Genomic DNA, 22,925 nt, shown 5'->3' on the forward strand with positions numbered 1-22,925 from the left:
TCGTAATACCCTTATCCTTCATTTGCTGAATCCCTATATATCATTTCAACAATACTGTCTGCATCAATATCAGATGTAATAATTTTTTCATTAAAAACTGATGAAAAATCCTTTTCTCTCCACCATCTACGCATATCTTCTTCACCAAATTCCTGTTTTTTATCTCTTGTATTATGCCGCCTGACCGTCTCTTCAAATGGTATATCAAAATAGTACGCATATATATCCATTCCATACAATTCATTTGCCGTTTTGAACAAAGGACTATACCACTCATCATACATGATGCCCTCTAAAATAACCACATCACAATGCTCATACCCATATTTCATAAGTTCTATCATAAGTGGTAATGCCTTAGTATCAACGCCATCTTTAACCCACAAGATATTTCTCCTAATCTCATCTTGTGAAATCATCATTGTATTGTATCCAAATTTCTTTTGCAACGCTCTAGCTACTGTTTTTTTTCCACTTCCAGAGTTACCTCTTAATATGATTATCTTTTTCATAATTTCTCCTTAATCTTGCTATTACTCTCTCCACAAATAGAGCCAAACCAGAGCCATTTGATAAAACAAATGCCGGAAACCCGCATAAATACAGGCTTTCGGCATTTTAATTCGTTATTCAAACTCGCAAAATTTGATTTCATTCTGGTTGTTTTAATGCAGTTATCTATACTATGTTGTATTGACAACTCATATATTTTCCACTCATTATTCTTCGTTCCACACATTTTTAGTACAAATCCAGTACCATTGCTATATTGTCATTATTGTGTGTAGTTCTGCTGGCTTGCAGGTTTGTTTATTATTCTGAAAATAATTATCTGATGATTTGCAAGTCCACCTATGGAAATTATAATCTCCGGGCAATGTTTCTGCAACAAAAAATTTTGTGGTACTAATGATTCTGAAAATTTATGCTAACTCTTTCCAAATAATCACCTTAACCCCAACTAAGAATCATCCATATTACTTTAGTAATTGTAATTTCAAGATTAATTCATCATTTGTCGATAGCTTTGTATATTTAATTGCATTTTTTATAATACCAGTATTACTTTCAAGTAATATACTATTATCCATTTCTTCAAACACTTTTTCGTATTTTTCAGACTCCAAAGGTTTTACATTTTTTATAGTTCTTAATATATCCTCTTTATTAATTATCCAATCTCTTCTTTTAATATTCTCATTTTCTTTTCTCGATGTTGTCAAAATAACTGTTACATCATTTCCAGCAACTCTTTCATCACTTCCCACTATCTCTATTGCATACGATGTATTTCGCCCTATATCCATATTTATAGTATTAAATGCCTGTCTTCCCCTATACTCTAAAAACATTTTATTTATCAGTAATACATGATTTCTAATTCTGCAAATTCTTTTCACGTCATATTTTATGACATTATCTTCTATTGAAAAATCTATAATAGATACCAATCTATTATTATGACTTGCTCCCATATCATTCACTAATTGCACAACATTAAACCCTAAAATTTTCTCATGCTCTTTTATCAGATCATATTTATTTTTCAAATTTAACAGATGTATTTTTAAATTTTCATAATATTGTTGCCATTCAATTGGCAATAAATATTTTGCCTCTATTTTTAATTCTTGATTTAAGCATATTTCGGATTTTCCAAAATCATTAAATGCACACAAATCTATAATTTCATTATCAATCACTTCTCTCTTTGTACAATCTATTGAAATATTACAACATTTTCCATCCGCATCCAAAAATTTCCCCAACAATAGTTTTTCATAATTATATTTTTCCTTAAAATTTCCCATATCTCTGTTCTTTACTAACTTAATAGGAACCAATTCTGCTATTGGATTCTTTCTTCTACCATTTCTTATTGATAAGTCACATTCTTGTCCTAATAGCAAATAATAATTACCTTTAATGTAAAAAATATCCCCTGTCATTGGTGGTGTCATAAATTCATTGACATGATAATCATACTGTTCAAACCTTTGAAATGCTTCAAAATCATTATTTTCAATTTCTTTAGAAGAAACATTATTGCTCATTCTCTCAAACAAACTCGACAACAGAATCGTTCTCTTAATTTCATTTGCACCATCCTGATATGTATAATATTTTTCTCTCAAATCAATCCACTCATTCAAAATTTCATGATTTGTTATTCCCTCATCTTTTGCCATTGAAGATAAATATACTGCTACATTCATATTTGATGCTGCATAATAAAACGATTTTTTCAACGAGTCCATTCTTTTATTTTTTAGCATAGTAAGCATAATTTTATACTGACTCATTATTAAATGTCTTTTAATTTCATCATCGATACTTTCCGTAGATTTATTAACAAACCCCACATACATTTCATCAGTTTTTCTTGTAATATCTTCCTGTTGTGAACTTAATACAATGCATACACCACTTTTTCTGGCTTGATTATTTGCATACAATTCATCAATGATGTCTTTGCCTCTTGCTTCCCCACCCATAAAATTATCAATAACACAAAGGAAAAATTTGTTTTCTCTAGAAAATAATTTCCAATCTTCTTCCATACACTTAAGATCTGGTGCAGAAAAATCTTTATAAATCCTTAGTGGCAAACTAACACCATCTTCCTTAGATCCGTCAAGCAACCCTCTATATCCTATTGCATTCTCAATTTTTAACCCTATTCCAAATCTTTGAAATAATTCGCTATTTTCTTTTACCTCGTCTTCTGTCAGGTTCTCAATCGCATTCTTAAGTTCATATAATCCATGTTTCTTTATATAAAATTCAACATCTCTTTTAGGCACTGAATCCCATATAAATTGATCCTTACATTCGGAATATACTTCAAATATCTTTATCAGTTTATTTTTTATCTGTTCATCAGAAATATTTGTCACTAAATTTTCTTTTTCGTCATTTGTCAGCATTAAACAATCATACATAACTGACTTTCTAGACAAATCAAACTCAACTGAATCCTCAACTATAATAATTCCAGCAATATTCATCAACGAATAAAATTCATTAAATGCCACATGCTCCATAATATCTCTCCTTATCTGATGCAATCCTTAGGAACTGTAATAGAAAAAATATATCTATTCCCCCATTCATTTGTTTCCTCCAATAATTCGATGTCTGCATTAAAAGATTTCAATAACTTTTTAACAATATACAGCCCCATACCTCTTCCGTCATTTTCCTTTCCGGACTGTAATGCATCAAATAAAATATATTCCATTTTCTTCAATACACCCAATCCCGAATCATATACCCAAATATTTGATTCTGTTTTCTGTTCAACAACTATTTCATTATTGGTTATACAATATTTTTTTTCTTTCAATGCTCTTTTTTCTCTGATATCAATCCAATAGATTGAATTTGTAAAGAGGTTGTATAGCACATGTAGCAGAACTCCCTTAGGCATATACCACAGTGTTTTCAAATTTTTTTGTATAATAGTAATTTTATTCTTTGAAAGTTCCTTTTTTAATTTTCTTTCAATTTCTCCCACTACAGCTCCAACATTTTCACACGCATATTCATCATAATTATTTTTTTTGATAAAGGTCTTTTCCAAAAAATTATATAAATCTGCTATATCTTCTACCTTTCTCAGTAACAAATCACTTTGGTCTTTTATTGGTAATAAATTATCATTATATAGTTTTATGTTTGTATCATAAAGAAATTCCTTCAACACCTCAAAATCACTTTCAATATTATACATGTTAGGATCATTAACTATCGAATGTAACTCATGTGTCATTGTTTCTGTTATTAATCCATTTGCCATTAATTTATAATTGTTAAATGCTTCTATCTGGATTTCTTTAAGTCCTGCCTCTGCAGTATCTAAGACTTCTTTTGTTTTTCCAAGTTCATCTTGCGTTATTTTAATTTGGGTATCTACAGAATCCAATGTTTCAATTGCTTTCTCATATACCTTTTGCGAAATATTAACATCATCACCTATTACAACTGCTTTTGTTAATAATATTTCTTTAGTTCTCTTAATTTCCTTTAATAATCTCTGGTTCTCTTTTAATAACTTATTGTTTTCATCCTTTCTACGCTTTACTTCCTTTTTAGCATCATCTTGCAGTAATCCTTCGTCTCGCAAAATAGATTTTGTTATATCATCCGCTGCTCGATTAAAATCATAAAAATAGTAATTAAATATTGTTATTATTACTTCTTTGAATATTTTTGCCACATCATTTTGCACAACATCAAGTCTGGAACTAATTTCTCTTATATTTGTCTGCATAGGATCATTTATCGATACATATCCAACTGTATTACTTTGATTCATTCTATAAAACTGCTGACCAGAAGTTCTGTACTGTTGCATTTCAATCCAGTCATCATCTCTATTTCCAAGTGCTCCTATTCTATATCCGTTTCTATAAAGTTTTATACCATTATATAAAGATAAAAATTTTTGAATATCATCCAACGAATATTTTTCCAAATTAGGATGAGTCTCTCTTTTCAAATATTTTACATAATCTACATATATTTTTCCAACAGCATTATCTTGCTTAAAATTATATGCCCGACCCTCTATCGGCAATATAGCTACTAATTCATCAATTTCTTTTTCCACTTGTTTTATTAGAAATTCCTCTAAAGCTTCTTGATTCTTTATATCCGAGTATTCTTTTTTTCTCTTCTCCTTAATCTTATTTACCAATTCTTCATACGAAATAGTAATATTTAAAGATGACTCATAACGCTCCTTGTATCTATCAAATAATTGAATATACTCTTCTTTTTTTCTCCTATATTTTGGAAAATATGAGACTGGTTTGATACATGATCTATGTGTTTTTTCAATAAACTGAGGTGTCAAATTCAAGCTCATATTTAATTCAATTTTTCCATTTATATTATTTATTTCAAAGACATTTACACTTTCAGCAAAATTCAGTAATTCTGAGTCAAATCCTGAACAAATCTGCACACCATTATTATAAAATGCTATTTCTATATTCCTTACTGCTTTATCATATGGAGATATTAAAAATGATGTTGCCACCCGTAAATCATCTGATAAAGTCACTTTATTATCATCAAATAATCCCAATTGCAATGGTTCATTTATAAGTTCATCTTTTTTTACATCAATTATCCATATCCTTGTATAGGCCTCTGCCATTTTAGATAACTCATAATATGGTATTTCGAATTCATCAATTTTATCAGAATTTATCAACGCATTCCAATCAATAAAAATAACTTTTCGTTGTTTATCATCACTTGAAGCAGTCTCAAGGATTAATTTTTTACCCAAGCATTGTGCAGCAAGTCTTCCAATCCCCTTTTCCCCCAGATTTGTATTTTCATAATCTTTATATTTTATATCTGTACCTATATTTAGATAGCCTTCTTGCAATTGTACTGCGTTCATTCCAATCCCAATATCTTCAATCAATAATATGTTAGACCCAGCCACCTTTTCTTTTAGCAGGAAAAACATATCGTCATCTAATGGCACCAACATTTTATCATTTTTTTCTATTTGCCCAATGCCATCAAAAAACTGTATATTGACTCGTTTACTATGCGCATCTATGGAATTTTTTATTAATTCCACAACAGCTACAGCTGCGGATGTAATCAGATCACTGCCTAAATGCTCTATTATTCTAGGATTAACTTTCATTTTCACTTTATTCATTTATATACCTGCTTTCTTAAAAGTAATTAGTTATTTTCCTTGCTATTTCCAAAGCCATCAAATATGGGACCCCATTTCCAACCATTTTAAACTTTGCACTCAAACATACATTCGAGGGCAATTCAAACCACATAGGCAACGACTGAATCGCCATAGTTTCTGCAACGCTTAAGCGACGTGTTTTATATGGATGAAGATGCACTTCGTTATTTCCATAAGCAGCTGTCGGGGAGTATTTCCATCTATGTAAACGCTTAAAGGACTTTCTACTAGTATCACCTTCTTGTATTGTTTGTATTTTTTCTCTTCCACCTTTAACCTTAAACACATCTTTTTTATTAGGATGTCTATATACATTATTTTTTCTAAACCATTCTTCTACAGTTAAATTTCTTGGTACGTTGTATTTAAATTTTCTTTTGCTATTTTCTCGATATATCTGTGGTTTAGGCCAATTCATCATCTTCACAACTGCAGAATCATATGGTAAATTCGTATTCCAAGGGAAATCAAATGTATCATTCACGCAAATTACTTTTCTAGCTAATTCAGTGCCCTTCAATACCCCTATCATAAATATTCTCTCTCGATCTTGTGGCACTCCGAAATCTAACGAATTCATAAGTTGTTCCGTTAGTATATATCCATTTTGTTTTAATTCACGCTTTAATTCTTCGAAATATTCTCGATGTTTTTGCGTTTTGATTAACCCTTTTACATTCTCAAACAAAAAGAAATCCGGCCGAAAGTGACAAATCATATCTATATAACTCTTTGCTAATTTTCCATTTTCCCCTTCTCTTCCCTTGTTTTTCCCACCCACAGAAAAGTCCGGACAAGGCGGTCCACCTATAAACCCAATTAATTCATTATTCTGTCTCTCATTATTAATATATTGTTGAAAGATATGTTCCCCCATATCTTCCAAATAATAATTAATATCATTTACATGATAGCCATATATTGGTTGGTTATAGTTACGTTTTCTTCTCGCATAACAGTATGAATCCATAAATTCTTTTTTAAATTCATTAACAAAAACAATCTCATACCCAGCATCTTGAAATCCCAAATCCAGCATTCCAACACCAGCAAAAAATGAAAATATCTTCATATCACTTCCAGTTTCCTTCTTTTTCCTCAATAACATTATCAAAAATCGTTTCTTCCACAACCTTAACACACTCATCCGTATGTTTCTTTATATCTTCACCCCAGAACCGGATTACTGTCCAGCCCTCAAAGTCTAATTTTTTATTTATCTCATCATCCCGCTCTATGTTACGGGAAATTTTATTAATCCAAAACTCACTGTTGTTGCTCTTTTCCAGTCTCTTCTTTAAAGTATCCCAATCTTTCCCATGAAAGAATTCTCCATCACAGAAAATTGCAATCTTATACTTTGTCAGTGCAATATCCGGGCTGCCCGGCAATTTTTTATAATTCTTACGATACCGGTATCCTTTGCTCCATAAAGCCTTTCTTAATATAACTTCTATTTTGGTATCCTTTCCATGAATATTTTTCATATTCTTATGCCGCTGTTCTTTTGTTAAAACATCTGCCACAAAATCACCTCAACAATCAGTTTTCAATCAACTTTGCCAGTTTTTCTATCTCTTTCATTTCCTGTCTGACATTTATACTCATAAGAGTCTTTACATCAATAAGAATCCCTTGAATTTTCTGATATTCCTCAGTATTATCTTTCCAGTTACTTGCTGCTTCACCCACTTTGAGCATATTTGCATTATCTGGATACTTACTTTTTAACGAATCAAAAGGCATAAGAAAAGCATTATATACTTTAATATTTTCTCCATGCTTTTTCTTAAATTTATCCTCTTTTGCTATATATTCACCATATGTAATCTGTTTGTTTATTGATGTAGATTCTGGCAGATCCCAGGTCTTTCCTGTTACTCCATATTTATAATATTTTGCATCAAGTACATATACATCTGTTCCATACAACATAACCGTATCTGGTTCAAGTAAAGCATTATCATATTTACTTCCATTAACATACCATGTTGTTTTAGGAAAATAATCTGCTTTATTCTCAATGCCAAATACCTTATCAATCATTTTCTCCCATATATATTCAAAACGATATGTTCCATATCTGTAGTTTTTATCAGAATCTTTATCTCCTTCAAAATCAATAATTGCAAGCATATGCCGGAATAGCATCCTGTTTTTATCATTAAAAGTATTGGCAATTTTATCTTTAAGAACAGAACGGAATAACCTTTCCTGTTTAACAATTACTGGTTTCTTCGGCATCATTTCCGTATAGAGCCAGCCTATCCGTTCAAAGCTTTCATATACACAATACTCATGTATTAATGTAATCAGTTCATTCTCTTTTACACTATTCTTCTTTGTAACGAAATCAAGATAAAACACGTCCATATCCTGTACATATGGTTTCTGGGTTTTTATTGTCCTGTTCCAATTGATCTTTCCCGATTTAGCAACTTTATATAAAACTTCCTGCTCCTTATAATAACCTCGTACAAAAAAATCCTTTATAAGATACATATATGACTGCAATGGAAATTCTACTTTATCAAAAGCATTACCTTGCTTAAGAATTTCTGACTCTTTTCGTTCTGTGTTAGCTGAAAGTGTTGTAAGTAAGAGCATTATATCCTTGCGAAGCTCATTGTCATCTTCAGATATATGATATCCAAGCGGAAAATTGATACTTATGTCACCATCATTACATCTTAACCCTACAAATGTATCCATTTCACGATTAGAATTCACTCTGCATTTACTTCGAATATCAACTTTCCTCAAAAAATCACCACCTAGTTTTCATTATTATCTGTATTCTTTTGTTGCATTTTTGAAAGCATTTTCTCATAAACGCTCATTCTCAATACCGCCGCCAGTTTATCTGATGTTGCAGTCTCATATGTAATAACCACATCTTCAAGAGACTTACAATTTTCATTAAATATAGCTGTCTTGTCCATTTTAAAGGCATCATCCCATAAATATTTAAGTACCTTTTCAGAAAATCTGCCTGCCTCCAGCTCTTTCTTTCTGGCAAAATATGTTCCAAGCCGCTTATCCTCAGAGCTTGCCATATCAACATTGATATCAATGACCATATCATTGATTACTGTAGCAAATGCTCCCCAGCTTACTTTTGTACCCGCAATTATATCTTTTGAATGTTCAGACTTATCAAAATTATTCTCTATCTGTCTCATATTCCACCTACGCTGAAAAGCAGTGTCCAATGTAAATACATTCTGATCTGCTGTATTCATCGTAGCCAGAACATACATATTTGATGGTATTCTTACCTGATGTTTTTCATCCCCGTAGACTTCCTTTCCAACCTCATAATTTGAAATTCCATATTCACTTTCGCCCACTTCTTCAAGAGGAAAATCCTCTTCATCTTTTCTGTCAAGCAACTGGAATACTTCTCCGAATATTGCAGGAGCATTACCTCTGTTTAATTCTTCTATGACAAGATAATAGTAGTTACCAGGATCATTTTGTGCATTCTTGAGCAACTTAGTAAATGGTCCAGGAGTAAATACATATTTCAGCTTATCGTTACCATCCTTATCTTTTTCCACTCTCGGCAATATTTGTCCCACAAAATCTGAATATGTATAATCCGGATGAAAAACCACTCTCTCCATGCATTTTTCATCATCACAATATTTTGTCTTTATTTCATGACTTTTTCCAGCACCTGGAACGCCATAAAGAAGAATATTTTCTGCTCCTGTTTTACGCTTAACAGATTCTTTATTTTCTTCCAGTACATTATCACCCTCAGAAATAGAGATTCCGTATGTATTTTTATTGAGACACCTATATATATTCAAAGCCTTCTGTAATTCTGTGGAGTATGACTCATTCAATCCTGCTGCTTTGATAATATCTGGTGCCTTGAATTCATTTTCGATTATATTTTTGCCATATTTTATTCCAAAAATATGTATAGATGCTACCTGCATTTTATCTTCTGCATTGCCATACATTTCTTTAAGAATAGTCCCCAATTCATCAACTGTGAATTTCTTGTTTTCTATTTCTGCATTTTTAATTTCAATAAGTTCCTTTATATCTACTTTTGTATTTGTCGGCAGCTTATAAAATTTATTATTAAGTGCTGAAATATTAAACTCTCCACGAGTTTCATCATTGGCTTTAATGCCTATACAATCATAAACCAGCTTTTCTTTATGCTTCAGAATCACCAGATAATCTCCTGTATGCAATAATCTTCTGAAGCTGACAAATGCCGGATCATCTATTGTAGTCAATGACAGCTGTACCTGATCTGCCTGCTCTTTTCTTCTACTTCTCACTATACTCGCACGCACACATCTGCTTTTTTCATCACCAAAGCTGATACCGCTCTCTTCACCATCTGCAAGATACAGGACATTATCCTTGTAAATATAAAGAGGTATCTGTGTTATAAAATATTTTTTTAACTGCTCATCCCTGTCATTATAATCGCACTTAAAATAGCCATCTGCCATAAGATAAGGGAACATATTCATCTGTTCTCCTGATATTGCTATATGGGTCTGATTTGTTGTTCTGCCTTCATCCAATGTGTTAGATGCTTCCAGTCTTTTTACCATTATTCCATCATATTCATTTGCTGAACTCTCCGGAACTATGTTCTTTATTATCTCTATTGCCTCTGTAAACTCCATCAGTCATTACCACCTTTCATATAGCTTTTTATCACATGTGCTATCGCTCTTCCCAGAAGTGGAGGAACAGAATTTCCTATCTGCATATAAGTCTTCGTATATGCACCTCTGAAAAAATAATCATCAGGATACGACTGCACCCTTGCTGCCTCCCTCGGTGTGAGTCCTCTTGCCTGTGTTGGATGAATATACATATTACAATCAAACTTCATATGCGCTGTTATTGTTTTACAAACCTTATCATTTTCAAGTTTAAAATATTTATCTTTAAAAATACCATTTCTTCTGGCATATGGCATAATATCTGCAATTTTCGGATCATCTGAGCGGTCTCCCGGCTCCATGCGGCCATAAATTTCTATATCACGGTCATTGTTATATCTCGCTTTATGATTTGATACTACATTAACCACCCTGTCCTGATTAATATACGAAATATAATCATTGGTTTCTGTAATACTATTTTTTTCTATTTTGTATCCGCTCTCTATTGAACCACTTTCTGTAGAATTTTTTACTCTTGAAGCTTCCAGCTCCCTAAGTGCAAATAGCGCATTCCCAAGATTATGTTCCGGTATATTTTCACTTAATGCAAATATTTCATTAAAAATTTGTTCATTATCTACTCCCAGGCAATTTCCTATATATATAAGTCTTTCCCTGTTCTGCGGAACCCCAAAATTCTTGGCATTCAATATATGGCATTCTACCGAATATCCAATAGCTCGAAAATCTTCTTTTACCTGTTCAGCTACAGATAACATTCCCTTAACATTTTCCATAACAAAAAATTTAGGGTGTACTTTTTTTACAACTTCAACATAACTCTTATACAGATGATTTCTAGGATCATCTATCAATCTCTGTCTGTTAGCCATACTAAATCCCTGACATGGTGGCCCACCAACAACAATATCAACGTTTCTGCCTGCAAGTAGCTTATCAAGATTTTTTACCACATCTTTTATATCACCTAACACTATATGATCCCTTGGTGTCTCAGGATGATTGTGTGCATATGTGTCCACACAACAATCCTGTATATCATTTGCCAGACTTGTCACAAATCCTTCCTGTGTAAAGCCTAATGACAAGCCACCTGCCCCACAGAACAAATCTATCATCTTTAACGAATCATCACTTACATTTTTTCTGGCATTTTCAATATATGTATTGCAATATTTACTTACAGGACACTTATAGCATTCCTGTTCTTTTTCATTACATATAAAAGCCAGTCTTCTAAATGCTTCCATTAGTTCCGAATCATTATCCACATCAGTCTTATATAGATCTGCCCTGTCATTAAGGAATTTCTCTGTTACAGGCTTTGTAACTCTTTTTAGGCAGACATCTACATGATTATTCTCCTTATCGCCCAATCCAGCCTTTATAAAAGATATAAATTCACCTTTATCATTTTTGTATTCCATATCAGTCTTTCCACTCTCCAAGATTTATTAATGTTGCCTTTACCGATTGGGCAACAGCTTTTGATACATTAACTGTAACTGCATTTCCAAACTGTTTATATGCCTGACTGTCAGATACTGGGATTACGAATGAATCCTGAAATCCCTGCAATCTTGCACACTCACGCGGAGTAAGTCTTCTTACCCTTCCATTCTGGGTTACATAGTTATCCTGGCATGCTCTGTGCATCTTCGCCATAGTTGCACACAAAGGTCTCGCAATCTTCAAATCTATTTCCGATTTTGCCTTATATCCACCAGTTCCATCTGATAATATTGTAGGCAATATTCTATCTGACAGGAAATATTTATCATCAACTTCTGGTTCCAGTAAATCCTGCAATGTTTTATTAAGTTTTTTCTTTTCTGGAAATTCAAATCTTGCATTCTGATTATCAAAACATACAATATATGTTCTGTTTCGTGTCTGAGGCACTCCATAATCAGCTGAATTTAATATGTCACAGAACACATTATATCCAAGCACATCATGTAATATTCTGTATATTTCTTTATATGTTTCTCCATTATTATGTGTTCTCAAGGATCTTACATTTTCAAGAATAATTGCCTTCGGTTTCTTTCCTTTTTTTATTTTATCATCCACAATCTCTGCTATTCTGAAAAACAATGTTCCTCTTGCATCTTCAAACCCTTTTTGCTGCCCCATCATACTAAACGGCTGGCACGGAAAACCACCTATCAGGATATCGCAGTCTGGTATCTCCTCTAATGGAATTTCATTTATATCTCCAAGAACAATATGTTCTCCAAAATTAGCCTTATATGTCTGCACAGCATATTTATCAAAATCATTTGCCCATATTATATCATAGCCTGTATCTACAAACCCTTTATCAAGTCCACCAAGCCCACTGAAGAATGAAACTACTTTCATTTATTTTTCCTCCTCAAGCTTATTATTTTTTATGTAATCTCTGATCCACAATCCAATTTCCACAGAGGCAGTTTTCCCTTCATTACGCAATAATGTCATAAATTCATCTTTTACTGCCGGTTCAATTGAAATTTCTATTTTTGCAGTTTTTATTCTACCTGCCGGTCTTCCACAATTGCTTTTCTTTTTATTAGTCATTGCATTCTCCTCCGTTTAATAAACATATTATATAATGTTTTTATCAGGGTGTAAATACATTCTTTATTAAAATTTATATATACACTTTCTTTTCTGCTTGATATAATAAATATAAATCTACAGAAGGGAATACAATTACATGTATAGACAAATCATTGATACATTAAACCAATTTCTGAATTACATACATATCCCTGGCACACCACTTAATCCAGATGCTTTTCAAGGAATATTGGTAAAGAAACTTTCAAACCAGAATATTATAAAAGATAAGCGAAGAATTAATGCCGGGGATACTTCTTCAACGGTAAACCAGACACATATTGATGTTACTGGTAAACAAGGCATGTTATTTTTCTTTGAAGAACTGAATAATGCAACAACCTCCGTACAAAGCATTGATATTGATATATACGATAACAATTTCAGATACCTTCATGAAATCGACCAGCCCTCTGGCAGGACGGATTTAAACGGAAACACTTACTATGTACGTTCCAATATCAATCTGCCACAATACTTAACAGATTTCAATTTTACTCTTCACAGTTCTGCATATAAAAAATATGGTCATACTGGTGACCAGGTACAAATAAACATCCCAGATTCTGAAGAGTCTTTTACCCAGCTTCAGAGATTTGCATTCCAGGATGATGCTCTTGTTATGCTAAGATATGATTACTTGAGATATGTTGCTATTCTCATTCCGTGTGAATTATGCAACAACCTGTACTCTATTACAAACACACATGGTACCCATAATGTAAATTATGTAGCAATGAATCCTTCATATAACCCAGTATTAGCACACCAGATCCAGTATAATATTATTTCAAATGATGTAAGTTGCGATGATGTTGAAGCCATAACTTTGCAACGCACTCTAAATAATAACCCATGTGCCGGTACAGATGTTGAAAAGATTGTAAAAACCCGTGTTTCGCAAGGCTCTTTCCGCAGACTGTTACTTCTTGAACGTCATCACTGTAATCTTTGCGATATTTCCACCACATCTGTATTACGCGCAAGCCATATTAAAGAATGGGCTGAATCCTCAAAAGAAGAACGTATAGACGCAAACAATGGTTTGCTTTTATGCGCTAATCACGATGCCCTATTCGATAGACATCTAATATCTTTTGAACCTAATACAGGAAATATCTGCATTTCAAAATCAATTGACGATGATCAGCGAAATGCCTTAAATCTTTCTAAATCCGCCAGAATTTCTATGAATGATCGAATGAAGGCATACATGCAGATACACTACAAAAAATTTATTGAAAAAGAAAATCAGTAATTTTCCAATTGCGAGATGTACCTACATACATCTCGCAATGTTTTATCTCCGCATATCCCATATCTTGTCTTTTGCTTTTTCTGTATTAGTATCTCTACTAACTCTCTCATCATAAATCCTCTGAAACTCCTCATAAAGCTCATCTCCATCCAGTTTTATCCCCAGCCTTTTCATTACATCTGAGAACAGTCTTATGCTTCCACTCACATCAGCTATATCAAATCGAAATACATCTGCCTTAACAGAATCACTGACATTCTCATAACCACCAAGCTCTGATATTCTACTAACAATCCAGCCAGCTTTGTCCACAGATTCAGTCTCTCTAGTTTCCACATATTCACTTTTATCTGTTACATCAGTTATACTTTCGTCCATTCTTGCCAAATTCACATCAGCCAAATCAAGAATCTCTGGTGTTCCTATGCCATCTAAATCAGTCTGTTGTTTTCTAACTCCATCAGTTGGCTCTTTCTGTCTGCCTATTTCATTCTGATTATTGTCTGGATTCACTACCTCAACATTCGTCTCCGGCTCAATAGCCACATCTTTCTTGGACACAGCCTCATCTTCCATCCCCGGTATCTCAATATCCCTGTCAGCAACAATCTCCTCCTTCCCCGACATCGCATAATAAACTGTATACAAATCTTCTTTTATAATGTCATCAGCAAGCTGTATCTGCCTCTTAATTTCCCTTTTCTCCTGCTTCAGTTCGTCCAGTTCTTCCTGCACTTCCACATGCCATATCTGATATTCCCGGTACTGCTCTTCATTCTTTATACTGCGTTTCCGGCTAGAGCTTTCTCTGTATATCTCCTTCTGTCTGTCCTCAATCTGCTGAATCCTATCTTCTTTCTCACTTATGAAATCCACAAGCTCCACAATACTTTTGATGTCATTATTCACAAGCAGCAAATATTCATCCTGTAACTGATGAAACCTCTTCAAATCCTCTGCATACTTTGCTCCACCAACTACAAAACGCTTCTGTTCTACAACCCTTAATCTGTATAGCTTTGCATAAAGCTTCTTCTGGAATGGTGACAGCTTCGCCCTGTGTAGTCCCCTGATATCCGACGAATAAAAGTAAGGCTTTGCCATCCAAGGCATATCCACATAATGCCGTAACATATCTTCTGAAAACATCTCGTCCAGCTTTGCCAGTTTATGATAATACCGAAATCCCGGTGCCTGCACCTCCATCCATGCGTCTTTCTTAAATACATATCCAAGTCTTTTCATCAGATATTTAAAATGCTCCACATTCCCGGCTGCATATGCACACATCTTGGCATCCCTTAGAATTATCTCTTTCATTGACATTTCCTTTTCCCACTTGTCCCTGCTGATATTTTTTGGATTCCTGCTGTACTCTGCCGGCATAATGGAAAGTCCAAGTTCATCACAATATTTATTTGTAATAGGCTGAAGATAATTCTTCCAGTTGCCTTTCGGTGAATTGTATTTCTTGCCAGTTGTCATGCTGACACTGTTCCAGATCAGATGCCCATGCATATGTTCCCTGTCAGTATGGACTGCATACACCGCCTCATAATCATCACCAAGCACATCCTTTGCGAAATGCTCGAGGACATACATTGCCTGCTCTGCTGTTACTTTTTCCTCCGGTGAAAACGATATGATCACATGATAGCCCTGCCTTTTACCTGTCTTATGAAATATATTCTTTGTCTCTTCCATCTGCTCAAATGCTGTATCTGGCAGGCAGTTAATACCGCCCAACAGTATACATTCTTCTGTCTTATCCGGATTCTGGATATATTCCAAAGCATTCTTCAGGTGCGATGCTGGATTTCTGCCCTCTGACTCCTGTATATTTAAGATCTTTGTAATCGCCATACTTCCAGCACCTCCCCGAATGTTTTCTTTATATCATCCAGACTGTTCTGCAATTTATCAATATCGCTGTAATACAATCTTCCCTGTGAATTGCCAAGCTTTACCGCCTGATTAATATTATTTGCAATACCTGCTATGATACGGATTGCTCTTGCCCTGTCCTCAGGATAACTTGTATCTATGTTACCGCCTGTCCGGATCAATTCTCTTATATAGGCACTTGCTGTCATTCCAGTCCTATTAAGTGCCGCTTTCAGAATATCCATATCTTTTTCTGACACTTTCACAGATACCTTATGATCTTTCCTGTCAGACTTGTATCTTCTCTTTCCATCTGCCATACGTTTCTCCCCTTTCGTAATTCTTCAATGCTGTATCAAACCAATCTCTTTTTATCTGTACCATTGCTTTTTTCATCCTTTCTAAAAGTAGTGTTCACTGGTTTTGCAAGATGCGGAAAAGGTCGGACCTTTTCCCGAAAAAATATAAACGCCATCAGCGTTTACATAATTTTTCGCCTTGGCAGGAGCACCTGCACCCTGTATATAATATGTGGTGGTTAATGTACCACCACAATTACTGATATGGTGGCACTTTTTGCCCCCACACTAATGAAACTGCATCACTACATCCATAATAACGATTTCCTCTGCCATCATCCTGGTCTGTGTTCTTAGCTGTAACTGTTCTGTAAAGGAATTTGGATTCTTTGGCTTATGCTTTTTCAGCCACTTAGCTTCAATATCATCGAGCAGCTCATATGCTGTATCATTGACTTCATCTGCTCGCTCTTCAAGCTCCCCGAACCGCACCAGACTCTTATATCTCATTGGATATTCTTCCTTGATATATTTAATCCACATCCGCCCATACTTTCCTGCTTCTATATCTGCCTTCTCTGTCCCTGCGACAAGAACCGGATAGAAGATTCCATCCCTTTCTTCATATGGGATACCTAGCTTTTCAAATGTTGTCTTATTCATAATGATTACCGCCTTTCTCATCACTTTGCAGAATATCAAGCACATGCTTTAATGGAACCAGCAGTTCTTCAACATCTATACCTCTGTCTGCTTCATCTAATGTCTGTAATTCTTCCAGTATCGTATCAAGATGCACCTGTACTTTCTTTGCCACCTTCATTCCACCAACAACCCTGATTTCATGCTTCAGAAGACATTGGATGATATAATCCTGTTTTGAAAGTCCGCTGAGTGAAACCTTCACATTCAGCTCCTGTGCTTCCTCCGGCGACATACGAAACGCTACTACAACATTTCTCCATCTGTTCTTGGCATCCAGCCTTTTCTCGCTCATAATAATCTGCTCCTTCCGATATAAAATCTATTCTTTTAATTTCTGCTTCATATATCCAGCAAAACTTTTACCCGCATTATCATACTGCCTTGTACTTATCAATGCTTATAATCTTTTCCGCAGCCGCATCCATATCAATCATAGATGCTGTTTCCTCTGCCTGCATAATGTCTGCATCATCATCCTGCTCTTCACAATCCTCAAAGCTTGCATTGACAGCATCAAGTCTGTCTGCCATTGCCACCTGCTTTGATGGAAACAGATGTGAATAACGATATGTGATATCAATACTCTCATGGCCAACCCTGTCAGCTATTGCAACTGCGGAGAACCCAAGGTCAATCAGATGTGAAATGTGCGAATGCCTAAGATCATGAATTCTGATTTTCTTCACACCTGATAACTTACAACCACGCTCCATCTCATGATGAAGAAAGCTCTTTGTTACCAGAAAAATCCTGTCTGTTGGTGTCTGGTCATATAACATTGCAAAATATTCCTGCATTTCTTCGGCAAGGAACTTCGGCAGCTTGATTGTTCTGTTGCTCTTAGGTGTTTTTGGTGTTGTAATAACATCCTGCCCCTGCAGCCGCTGATACGATTTATTTATTCTGACTGTGTTCTTTTCAAAATCAAAATCTTCCATCGTAAGTGCAAGCAGCTCACCTAATCTCATTCCCGTCCAGTACAGCATTTCAAATGCATAAAATGAAACCGGCTTATCAATCACCGCTTCTGAAAACTTCTTATATTCTTCAGTTGTCCAGAAAAGCATTTCCTTCTTTTCTTCCCTGCCCATATTTCCAGCCTGCCTTGCCGGATTTGATTTCAGATTATAAAACCTGCACGCATGATTGAATATCGCACTTAAGATGTTATGCATTGTCTTCTTATAAGTCTGGGAATAACATTTCCCATTCTCATAACGGAATGCTACCATCTCATTCTGCCACTTGCGTACATCTCCCGGTGTAATCTCATTCATCTTAAGATTCCTGAAATATGGAAGTATCTTTGTATCCACAATGTGTTCTTTTGTAAGCCACGTGTTGAGTTTGACATAATTTTTCACATCCTCTGTATACAGCTTCCAGAACTCTCCAAATGTCATATCCAGATTGTTCTCCTGCCGTATTTTATAATTCCTCTCATAATCAAGTGCTTCCCTCTTTGTTACAAAGCCTCTTTTCTTTATCTGTTTGTTTTCCCCAGTCCAGTCCTTACAATAGAATTTGACGAACCAGGTGCCTGTCTTACTGTCTTTATAAGATGGCATATTCATCATCTCCTTCTTTCCATATGCAGAAGCAGATGCCTAAGCCGTATCGCTCCTGCCCTGCCTCCGCATTAATCTTCTTACCTGTTGCTTATCCTGCATCACTCATACCATAAATGCGTTCTTCAAAATATTTTCTGCTTACTTTTCCACGGATTACAATGTAACCCTTCCTTTCAAGTTCACTGTTGATCTGTCTCATAAGCTTGTATGCTGCTGATCTTGAAATTCCAAGAATCTGCATCACATCTCCTACTTCTAAAAACTTTTCGTTCATGCCTTTCACCACCTTTCCTTTATAAATTTGTTTTGGCGTTTCTCCATACCAGTTCTGCTGATGTCACAACCAGCCTCCTTACCTGAGATAATCTCCTGTAATACCGCCCGCTCCTGCTCGAGGTACTCGGTCCGCTTGGGGGAGTGTCTACATTCGCTCGATTCATATGAGTGTCCTGGCAAATGCCTGTTAGATTTCTGATACCGCTCATTCAGTTGTTTTTCAATACCATATTGTATAGATAATTGAATTGATATTATTCTATACCGTATGGTATTAAATTGTCAAGAAGTTTTTCTAATGTTCTTGTATAGAAAAACTTCCATTTTCATTTTTTCCGTGTTATACTGTCTTTAACAGTCCATCAGAGACAGATAAACGGAGGTAACTACACTATGACAATTGGTGAAAGAATAAAGAAAATACGGGTATTCCGTAAAATGACAATGGACGACTTGGGCGGTGCACTTGGATTTGAGGGCAAAAATATGTCTGTCCGCATATCCCAGTATGAAACCGGTGCCCGCATTCCCGGTGAAGATATGATTCTAAAACTTGCTGATGCTTTGCACTGCAATTACAAGGCAATCTCTGATTACAGCCTTGGTGCTGCTGAAGATATCATTGAAACACTTTTCTGGCTTGAAGAAAGTGCCACATCACTTCCTGCACGTGGAAAAGGTACAAGATTCCCAGAGTACACAGCTCCCGGCAACCTGATTCATCTGACTGCAATGACTCCGGCAAAACCTTCCGAGGCTGCCAGACCAACTTACAATAAAGATGATTATGAAAGTGCAGGCTCACCTGTCGCATTAACTTTTGAATATGGATTGGTAAATGATTTCCTTACGGAATGGTGTGAAATGAAAACGAAATTAAATAATGGAGAGATTTCTCCAAATGAATATTTTGAGTGGAAAATAACATGGCCTCAGGCATAAATGAAACTATTCCTGCACAGCTCACTTTAGTACCAAAATAGTACCACAAGGCAAAAAACAAGCTCACAAATGCCCATTTTACTAGGCTTTGCGAGCTTTTGAAAATTATTCAAACTCTTGGGCGGAGAGATTTATCTGGCTGTTTCTTGGTACACATTTGTGCATTTTATTCTTCATATTCATCTTATTTCGCATTTTCGTGTACCTCATCTAAAATTTTTAGAGCCAAAATGGAGCCATGTACTTCTTACGAATATCTATTTGCTAAAGTTATTGGCCAAGTCATATCGAATGCTTTTTTGATATTTTCTATAAACTGTAATAGTTCTTCTACTGTCCTATAATCTGAATAATAATATGTTACAATATCCGATGTCTGAATAAATTTCCATACTTCTGTCGAAGATACTTCTTTAAATATATCCTTCAAATTATCATTATTAAAATCATTCGGCAAATTTGCAAACAAATTCTTTATTTTATCTGTTGTATATAGAGCAGTTTCTTCCTTCATATCCATTGATCTCCAAAAATCATAATTATCAAGTGGTGCATTTGTTACTCCATATATAATTCTATACAAAAATGATTCTGGTGCAAAATAATCTGGGAAGAAACATATGTTTTGAGGATGTCTCCGATCATTCAGATACAATTTCTTTTGATCATATTTTTCCTTCAAGAAATCTCTTATTTTAGGTTTTTGAGATGGTTCTTTATATCTTGCATCCCCATCTAGAACAAAAATGACTCTCTTAAAATATGAATCTACCTCACATATTTTTATTAATTCTTCGCATCCCAATATAGTTGGTATTTGGTTGATTTTTTCTTCAAAATCTTCCATACCCTTTAATACTCGAATTCTATCATTGATAGTAGCATAATCTTTCACATCTGAGCTATGCCTCAAATATGGGTCATCAACATTCTCCCTGATAGTGTTTAAAATATTTCTAAATGCTTTGAATAATAATCTAAATAATTCTTTTCCAACTGGATCTTCAAAATATATTCTTACTTTAGGCTTATCAAAACTTAAGCTACCAAACATATCTGCTTCTAATAATTCATATGAATTACTATCAGATACATATGGAGCCATTGGATTTTTTATGTAAACAACTTTATAGTCTAAATTATTCTTATTTTCCTTCTTTATTGTCTCTTTTAATACCGATAATGAATGAGTACTCACAACAAATTGAATTGATAACTCATCTGATAATTTATCAAATAAATTCAGTAATCTAATTTGAGTATCAGGATGCAACGAGACATCAATTTCATCTATACACAATAATGCCCCATCATATCCATCCTGCATTGATAATACATAAATATCTACCAAGGCACTTATAATATTTCCTATATTGTCCTGACCAATAGACTGCGACAATGTAGGTGTATTTAATAAATCCATATGTAAAGATGCTCTAGAACAAGCATTTTTCTCTACAACAGTCAATGATGCATCACTAACTATAGAGTTTGGTATGATATAGTTGTACCATTCCTTATATTTTTCATCTGCCTTCGTTTTATAAAACGTATTATTTTTGTTTATCTTTGATATTTTTACAGTATCCTTTCGTTCACCCAAAGGATATAATCTAGATAAACTCAAATAAATTGTAGGTATTTTTACTCTTCCATCTGCACCTACTCCATAATTGTGCTTTGCTTGATCCGCAGCCACTTTATTCGTGCAGTTTTCTAACCCAACATTAGAAGTTCTTGGGATAATTCTAATACCTCTTCCAAATTTTGTATCATTCTTAAATGCAAGTCTTTTTGTAAAAGCGTCAGTTCCATTACTATCTTTATAAGTCAAATATAATTTATAATCCTCATATGATTCATCTGGATCAATATTAAAAAAGTCTGTGAATTCTGGCTGAAAATTACTTCCTAACATCGACTTAGAACTTACTCCTGAACTCGATGCTATTAGCGATAAAATATTGGATTTGCCCACACCATTTTGTCCACTGACAACAGTTATTTTTCGTCCTAAATCAAAAGAAGTGTCCCGAAAGTTTCTAAAGTTTTCAATATAAAAATGATATGGTCTTATCCTCATGTACTTTAATCTCCTTTATCGCAAATTCACACAAATTCCACTCTGTTGCATCTGGCTATCCGTTGGTATCATATCCAGACGTCTAAATATTATAATTTCACTTGCTTTTCTCTTTACAGCCGCACTATAGTTCAAATCAAACCTTTTCAAAATATGATTTTGGTAAATATCTGCAATTTCCTTAACATCATCATATGTAATAACCCAATCACAATTAACATGATTATCTATCATTCTTTCGATTCTTACATGATCATCATATGAAAAAAAATTCAAATACAATTGTTTTCCCTTACCAAAATATGGAGGATCAAAGTACACAAATGCATTATGCTGATATCTAGGCAAATAATTTTGAATAAAAGAATTAACATCTTTATTATACAAATGGATGTGGTTTTTTCTTTTTGCAATTTTTATAATACGTTCAATTAAGGCTTCTCTATTAAACCTAGCATCCATTCTCCAATTACCATTCTGTTCTGTACCTCCAATTACTCCACCTTTTATTATTCCCGATCTATTCGTTCTATTCAAATAGAAAGTTGCAAAACCAAGTTCATAACTATATCGATTACAATTATCTATCACTTGTCGCTGCCTGTTCCATTCATCAATAGTTAATTCTACATTTCGTATATCATTTATAAATCTATCTGTTTCTGAAAGAATTGCTCTCCAAAATGAATAAATTCCTTTATCCAAATCGTTGATAACTATATCATTCACAATTTCCTTTTCTAATAATTCTAATGCAATTCCCGCACCGCCAGCAAAGGGTTCCACATAAGTTCCGCCCAAATGTCCTGTTTGTCGAATCAATAGCTCCATAAACGGCTCTAATTTTCCTTTACCTCCTGGATATCTCAATGGAGAATAAAACATGATATAACCTCCTTTCCGTCAAACTA

The 22,925-nt window shown here is 34.3% G+C and carries 20 protein-coding genes; 2 read left to right on the forward strand and 18 right to left on the reverse strand.

The genetic code is table 11. The annotated features are described in order from the left end of the window. Positions 1-11: 11 nt before the first annotated feature. From C7390_RS09585 to C7390_RS09630, 10 genes are all read right to left on the reverse strand, one after another. Complete coding sequence (locus C7390_RS09585) at positions 12-512, reverse strand: kinase (RefSeq protein WP_116444095.1); 501 nt, start codon at positions 510-512, stop codon at positions 12-14. A 465-nt stretch (positions 513-977) separates the two neighbouring features. Next, a complete protein-coding gene (locus C7390_RS09590) occupies positions 978-3,044 on the reverse strand; it encodes a hypothetical protein (RefSeq protein ID WP_116444096.1) in 2,067 nt (688 codons plus the stop codon). Positions 3,045-3,055: 11 nt separating this feature from the next. Further along, on the reverse strand, positions 3,056-5,686 hold the full coding sequence (locus tag C7390_RS09595; RefSeq protein ID WP_116444097.1) for an ATP-binding protein: 2,631 nt from the start codon (positions 5,684-5,686) through the stop codon (positions 3,056-3,058). Between the two features lie 16 nt (positions 5,687-5,702). After that, the gene (locus C7390_RS09600; RefSeq protein ID WP_116444098.1) at positions 5,703-6,800 is read right to left on the reverse strand and encodes a DNA cytosine methyltransferase; all 1,098 of its coding nucleotides are present in this window, start codon (positions 6,798-6,800) and stop codon (positions 5,703-5,705) included. Between the two features lies 1 nt (position 6,801). Then, positions 6,802-7,254, reverse strand: coding sequence for a very short patch repair endonuclease (locus C7390_RS09605; protein WP_116444099.1), 453 nt, complete (start codon positions 7,252-7,254; stop codon positions 6,802-6,804). Between the two features lie 16 nt (positions 7,255-7,270). Next, on the reverse strand, positions 7,271-8,491 hold the full coding sequence (locus tag C7390_RS09610; RefSeq protein WP_116444100.1) for an LlaJI family restriction endonuclease: 1,221 nt from the start codon (positions 8,489-8,491) through the stop codon (positions 7,271-7,273). Positions 8,492-8,502: 11 nt separating this feature from the next. Next, on the reverse strand, positions 8,503-10,386 hold the full coding sequence (locus tag C7390_RS13765) for an McrB family protein (protein ID WP_318295649.1): 1,884 nt from the start codon (positions 10,384-10,386) through the stop codon (positions 8,503-8,505). Next, entirely contained in the window at positions 10,386-11,819 is a 1,434-nt protein-coding gene (locus tag C7390_RS09620) for a DNA cytosine methyltransferase (protein ID WP_116444101.1), read from the reverse strand. The genes C7390_RS13765 and C7390_RS09620 overlap by 1 nt, the downstream gene beginning before the upstream one ends. 1 nt (position 11,820) lies before the next feature. Beyond that, positions 11,821-12,756, reverse strand: coding sequence for a DNA cytosine methyltransferase (locus C7390_RS09625; protein ID WP_012740016.1), 936 nt, complete (start codon positions 12,754-12,756; stop codon positions 11,821-11,823). Beyond that, the gene (locus C7390_RS09630) at positions 12,757-12,954 is read right to left on the reverse strand and encodes a hypothetical protein (protein ID WP_012740017.1); all 198 of its coding nucleotides are present in this window, start codon (positions 12,952-12,954) and stop codon (positions 12,757-12,759) included. It lies immediately after the preceding gene. 139 nt (positions 12,955-13,093) lie between these two features. Here C7390_RS09630 and C7390_RS09635 point away from each other — a divergent pair, with 139 nt between their 5' ends. Next, positions 13,094-14,254, forward strand: coding sequence for an HNH endonuclease (locus C7390_RS09635; RefSeq protein WP_116444102.1), 1,161 nt, complete (start codon positions 13,094-13,096; stop codon positions 14,252-14,254). Positions 14,255-14,296: 42 nt separating this feature from the next. Here C7390_RS09635 and C7390_RS09640 read toward each other — a convergent pair whose 3' ends face one another. The 6 genes from C7390_RS09640 to C7390_RS09665 form a co-directional block, all read right to left on the reverse strand. Continuing rightward, entirely contained in the window at positions 14,297-16,117 is a 1,821-nt protein-coding gene (locus tag C7390_RS09640) for a relaxase/mobilization nuclease domain-containing protein (protein ID WP_116444103.1), read from the reverse strand. Next, entirely contained in the window at positions 16,096-16,458 is a 363-nt protein-coding gene (locus C7390_RS09645) for a plasmid mobilization protein (RefSeq protein ID WP_116444104.1), read from the reverse strand. Before C7390_RS09645 ends, C7390_RS09640 begins: the two co-directional genes overlap by 22 nt. A gap of 267 nt (positions 16,459-16,725) precedes the next feature. Next, entirely contained in the window at positions 16,726-17,100 is a 375-nt protein-coding gene (locus tag C7390_RS09650) for a TnpV protein (protein WP_116444105.1), read from the reverse strand. After that, entirely contained in the window at positions 17,093-17,434 is a 342-nt protein-coding gene (locus C7390_RS09655) for a plasmid mobilization protein (RefSeq protein ID WP_116444106.1), read from the reverse strand. Before C7390_RS09655 ends, C7390_RS09650 begins: the two co-directional genes overlap by 8 nt. A gap of 79 nt (positions 17,435-17,513) precedes the next feature. Next, positions 17,514-18,710: a site-specific integrase gene (locus C7390_RS09660; protein WP_116444107.1), complete on the reverse strand. Its 1,197-nt coding sequence runs from the start codon at positions 18,708-18,710 to the stop codon at positions 17,514-17,516. A 91-nt stretch (positions 18,711-18,801) separates the two neighbouring features. After that, positions 18,802-18,987, reverse strand: a complete 186-nt coding sequence (locus C7390_RS09665) for an AlpA family phage regulatory protein (RefSeq protein WP_116444108.1) — start codon at positions 18,985-18,987, stop codon at positions 18,802-18,804. A gap of 395 nt (positions 18,988-19,382) precedes the next feature. Here C7390_RS09665 and C7390_RS09670 point away from each other — a divergent pair, with 395 nt between their 5' ends. Then, entirely contained in the window at positions 19,383-19,931 is a 549-nt protein-coding gene (locus tag C7390_RS09670; protein WP_116444109.1) for a helix-turn-helix domain-containing protein, read from the forward strand. Positions 19,932-20,178: 247 nt separating this feature from the next. Here C7390_RS09670 and C7390_RS09675 read toward each other — a convergent pair whose 3' ends face one another. Then, on the reverse strand, positions 20,179-22,014 hold the full coding sequence (locus tag C7390_RS09675; protein WP_116444110.1) for an AAA family ATPase: 1,836 nt from the start codon (positions 22,012-22,014) through the stop codon (positions 20,179-20,181). 15 nt (positions 22,015-22,029) lie between these two features. Beyond that, positions 22,030-22,899 carry a DNA adenine methylase gene (locus C7390_RS09680; RefSeq protein WP_116444111.1) on the reverse strand — a complete coding sequence of 290 codons (870 nt, stop codon included), beginning with the start codon at positions 22,897-22,899 and terminating at the stop codon, positions 22,030-22,032. Positions 22,900-22,925 lie beyond the last annotated feature (26 nt).

Source organism: Bacteroides galacturonicus (genome assembly GCF_003096855.1).
In the GTDB taxonomy this organism is placed as follows: domain Bacteria; phylum Bacillota; class Clostridia; order Lachnospirales; family Lachnospiraceae; genus Lachnospira; species Lachnospira rogosae.

Excerpts from the sequence above, each read along its gene's own strand:
- C7390_RS09645 (WP_116444104.1), bottom strand. The coding sequence starts at position 16,458 with ATGGCAGATGGAAAGAGAAGATACAAGTCTGACAGGAAAGATCATAAG.
- C7390_RS09680 (WP_116444111.1), bottom strand. The coding sequence starts at position 22,899 with ATGTTTTATTCTCCATTGAGATATCCAGGAGGTAAAGGAAAATTAGAG.
- C7390_RS09670 (WP_116444109.1), top strand. The coding sequence starts at position 19,383 with ATGACAATTGGTGAAAGAATAAAGAAAATACGGGTATTCCGTAAAATG.
- C7390_RS13765 (WP_318295649.1), bottom strand. The coding sequence starts at position 10,386 with ATGGAGTTTACAGAGGCAATAGAGATAATAAAGAACATAGTTCCGGAG.
- C7390_RS09600 (WP_116444098.1), bottom strand. The coding sequence starts at position 6,800 with ATGAAGATATTTTCATTTTTTGCTGGTGTTGGAATGCTGGATTTGGGA.
- C7390_RS09660 (WP_116444107.1), bottom strand. The coding sequence starts at position 18,710 with ATGCCATCTTATAAAGACAGTAAGACAGGCACCTGGTTCGTCAAATTC.
- C7390_RS09655 (WP_116444106.1), bottom strand. The coding sequence starts at position 17,434 with ATGAGCGAGAAAAGGCTGGATGCCAAGAACAGATGGAGAAATGTTGTA.
- C7390_RS09650 (WP_116444105.1), bottom strand. The coding sequence starts at position 17,100 with ATGAATAAGACAACATTTGAAAAGCTAGGTATCCCATATGAAGAAAGG.
- C7390_RS09595 (WP_116444097.1), bottom strand. The coding sequence starts at position 5,686 with ATGAATAAAGTGAAAATGAAAGTTAATCCTAGAATAATAGAGCATTTA.
- C7390_RS09590 (WP_116444096.1), bottom strand. The coding sequence starts at position 3,044 with ATGGAGCATGTGGCATTTAATGAATTTTATTCGTTGATGAATATTGCT.
- C7390_RS09585 (WP_116444095.1), bottom strand. The coding sequence starts at position 512 with ATGAAAAAGATAATCATATTAAGAGGTAACTCTGGAAGTGGAAAAAAA.
- C7390_RS09620 (WP_116444101.1), bottom strand. The coding sequence starts at position 11,819 with ATGGAATACAAAAATGATAAAGGTGAATTTATATCTTTTATAAAGGCT.
- C7390_RS09640 (WP_116444103.1), bottom strand. The coding sequence starts at position 16,117 with ATGGCGATTACAAAGATCTTAAATATACAGGAGTCAGAGGGCAGAAAT.
- C7390_RS09665 (WP_116444108.1), bottom strand. The coding sequence starts at position 18,987 with ATGAACGAAAAGTTTTTAGAAGTAGGAGATGTGATGCAGATTCTTGGA.
- C7390_RS09625 (WP_012740016.1), bottom strand. The coding sequence starts at position 12,756 with ATGAAAGTAGTTTCATTCTTCAGTGGGCTTGGTGGACTTGATAAAGGG.
- C7390_RS09675 (WP_116444110.1), bottom strand. The coding sequence starts at position 22,014 with ATGAGGATAAGACCATATCATTTTTATATTGAAAACTTTAGAAACTTT.
- C7390_RS09635 (WP_116444102.1), top strand. The coding sequence starts at position 13,094 with ATGTATAGACAAATCATTGATACATTAAACCAATTTCTGAATTACATA.
- C7390_RS09630 (WP_012740017.1), bottom strand. The coding sequence starts at position 12,954 with ATGACTAATAAAAAGAAAAGCAATTGTGGAAGACCGGCAGGTAGAATA.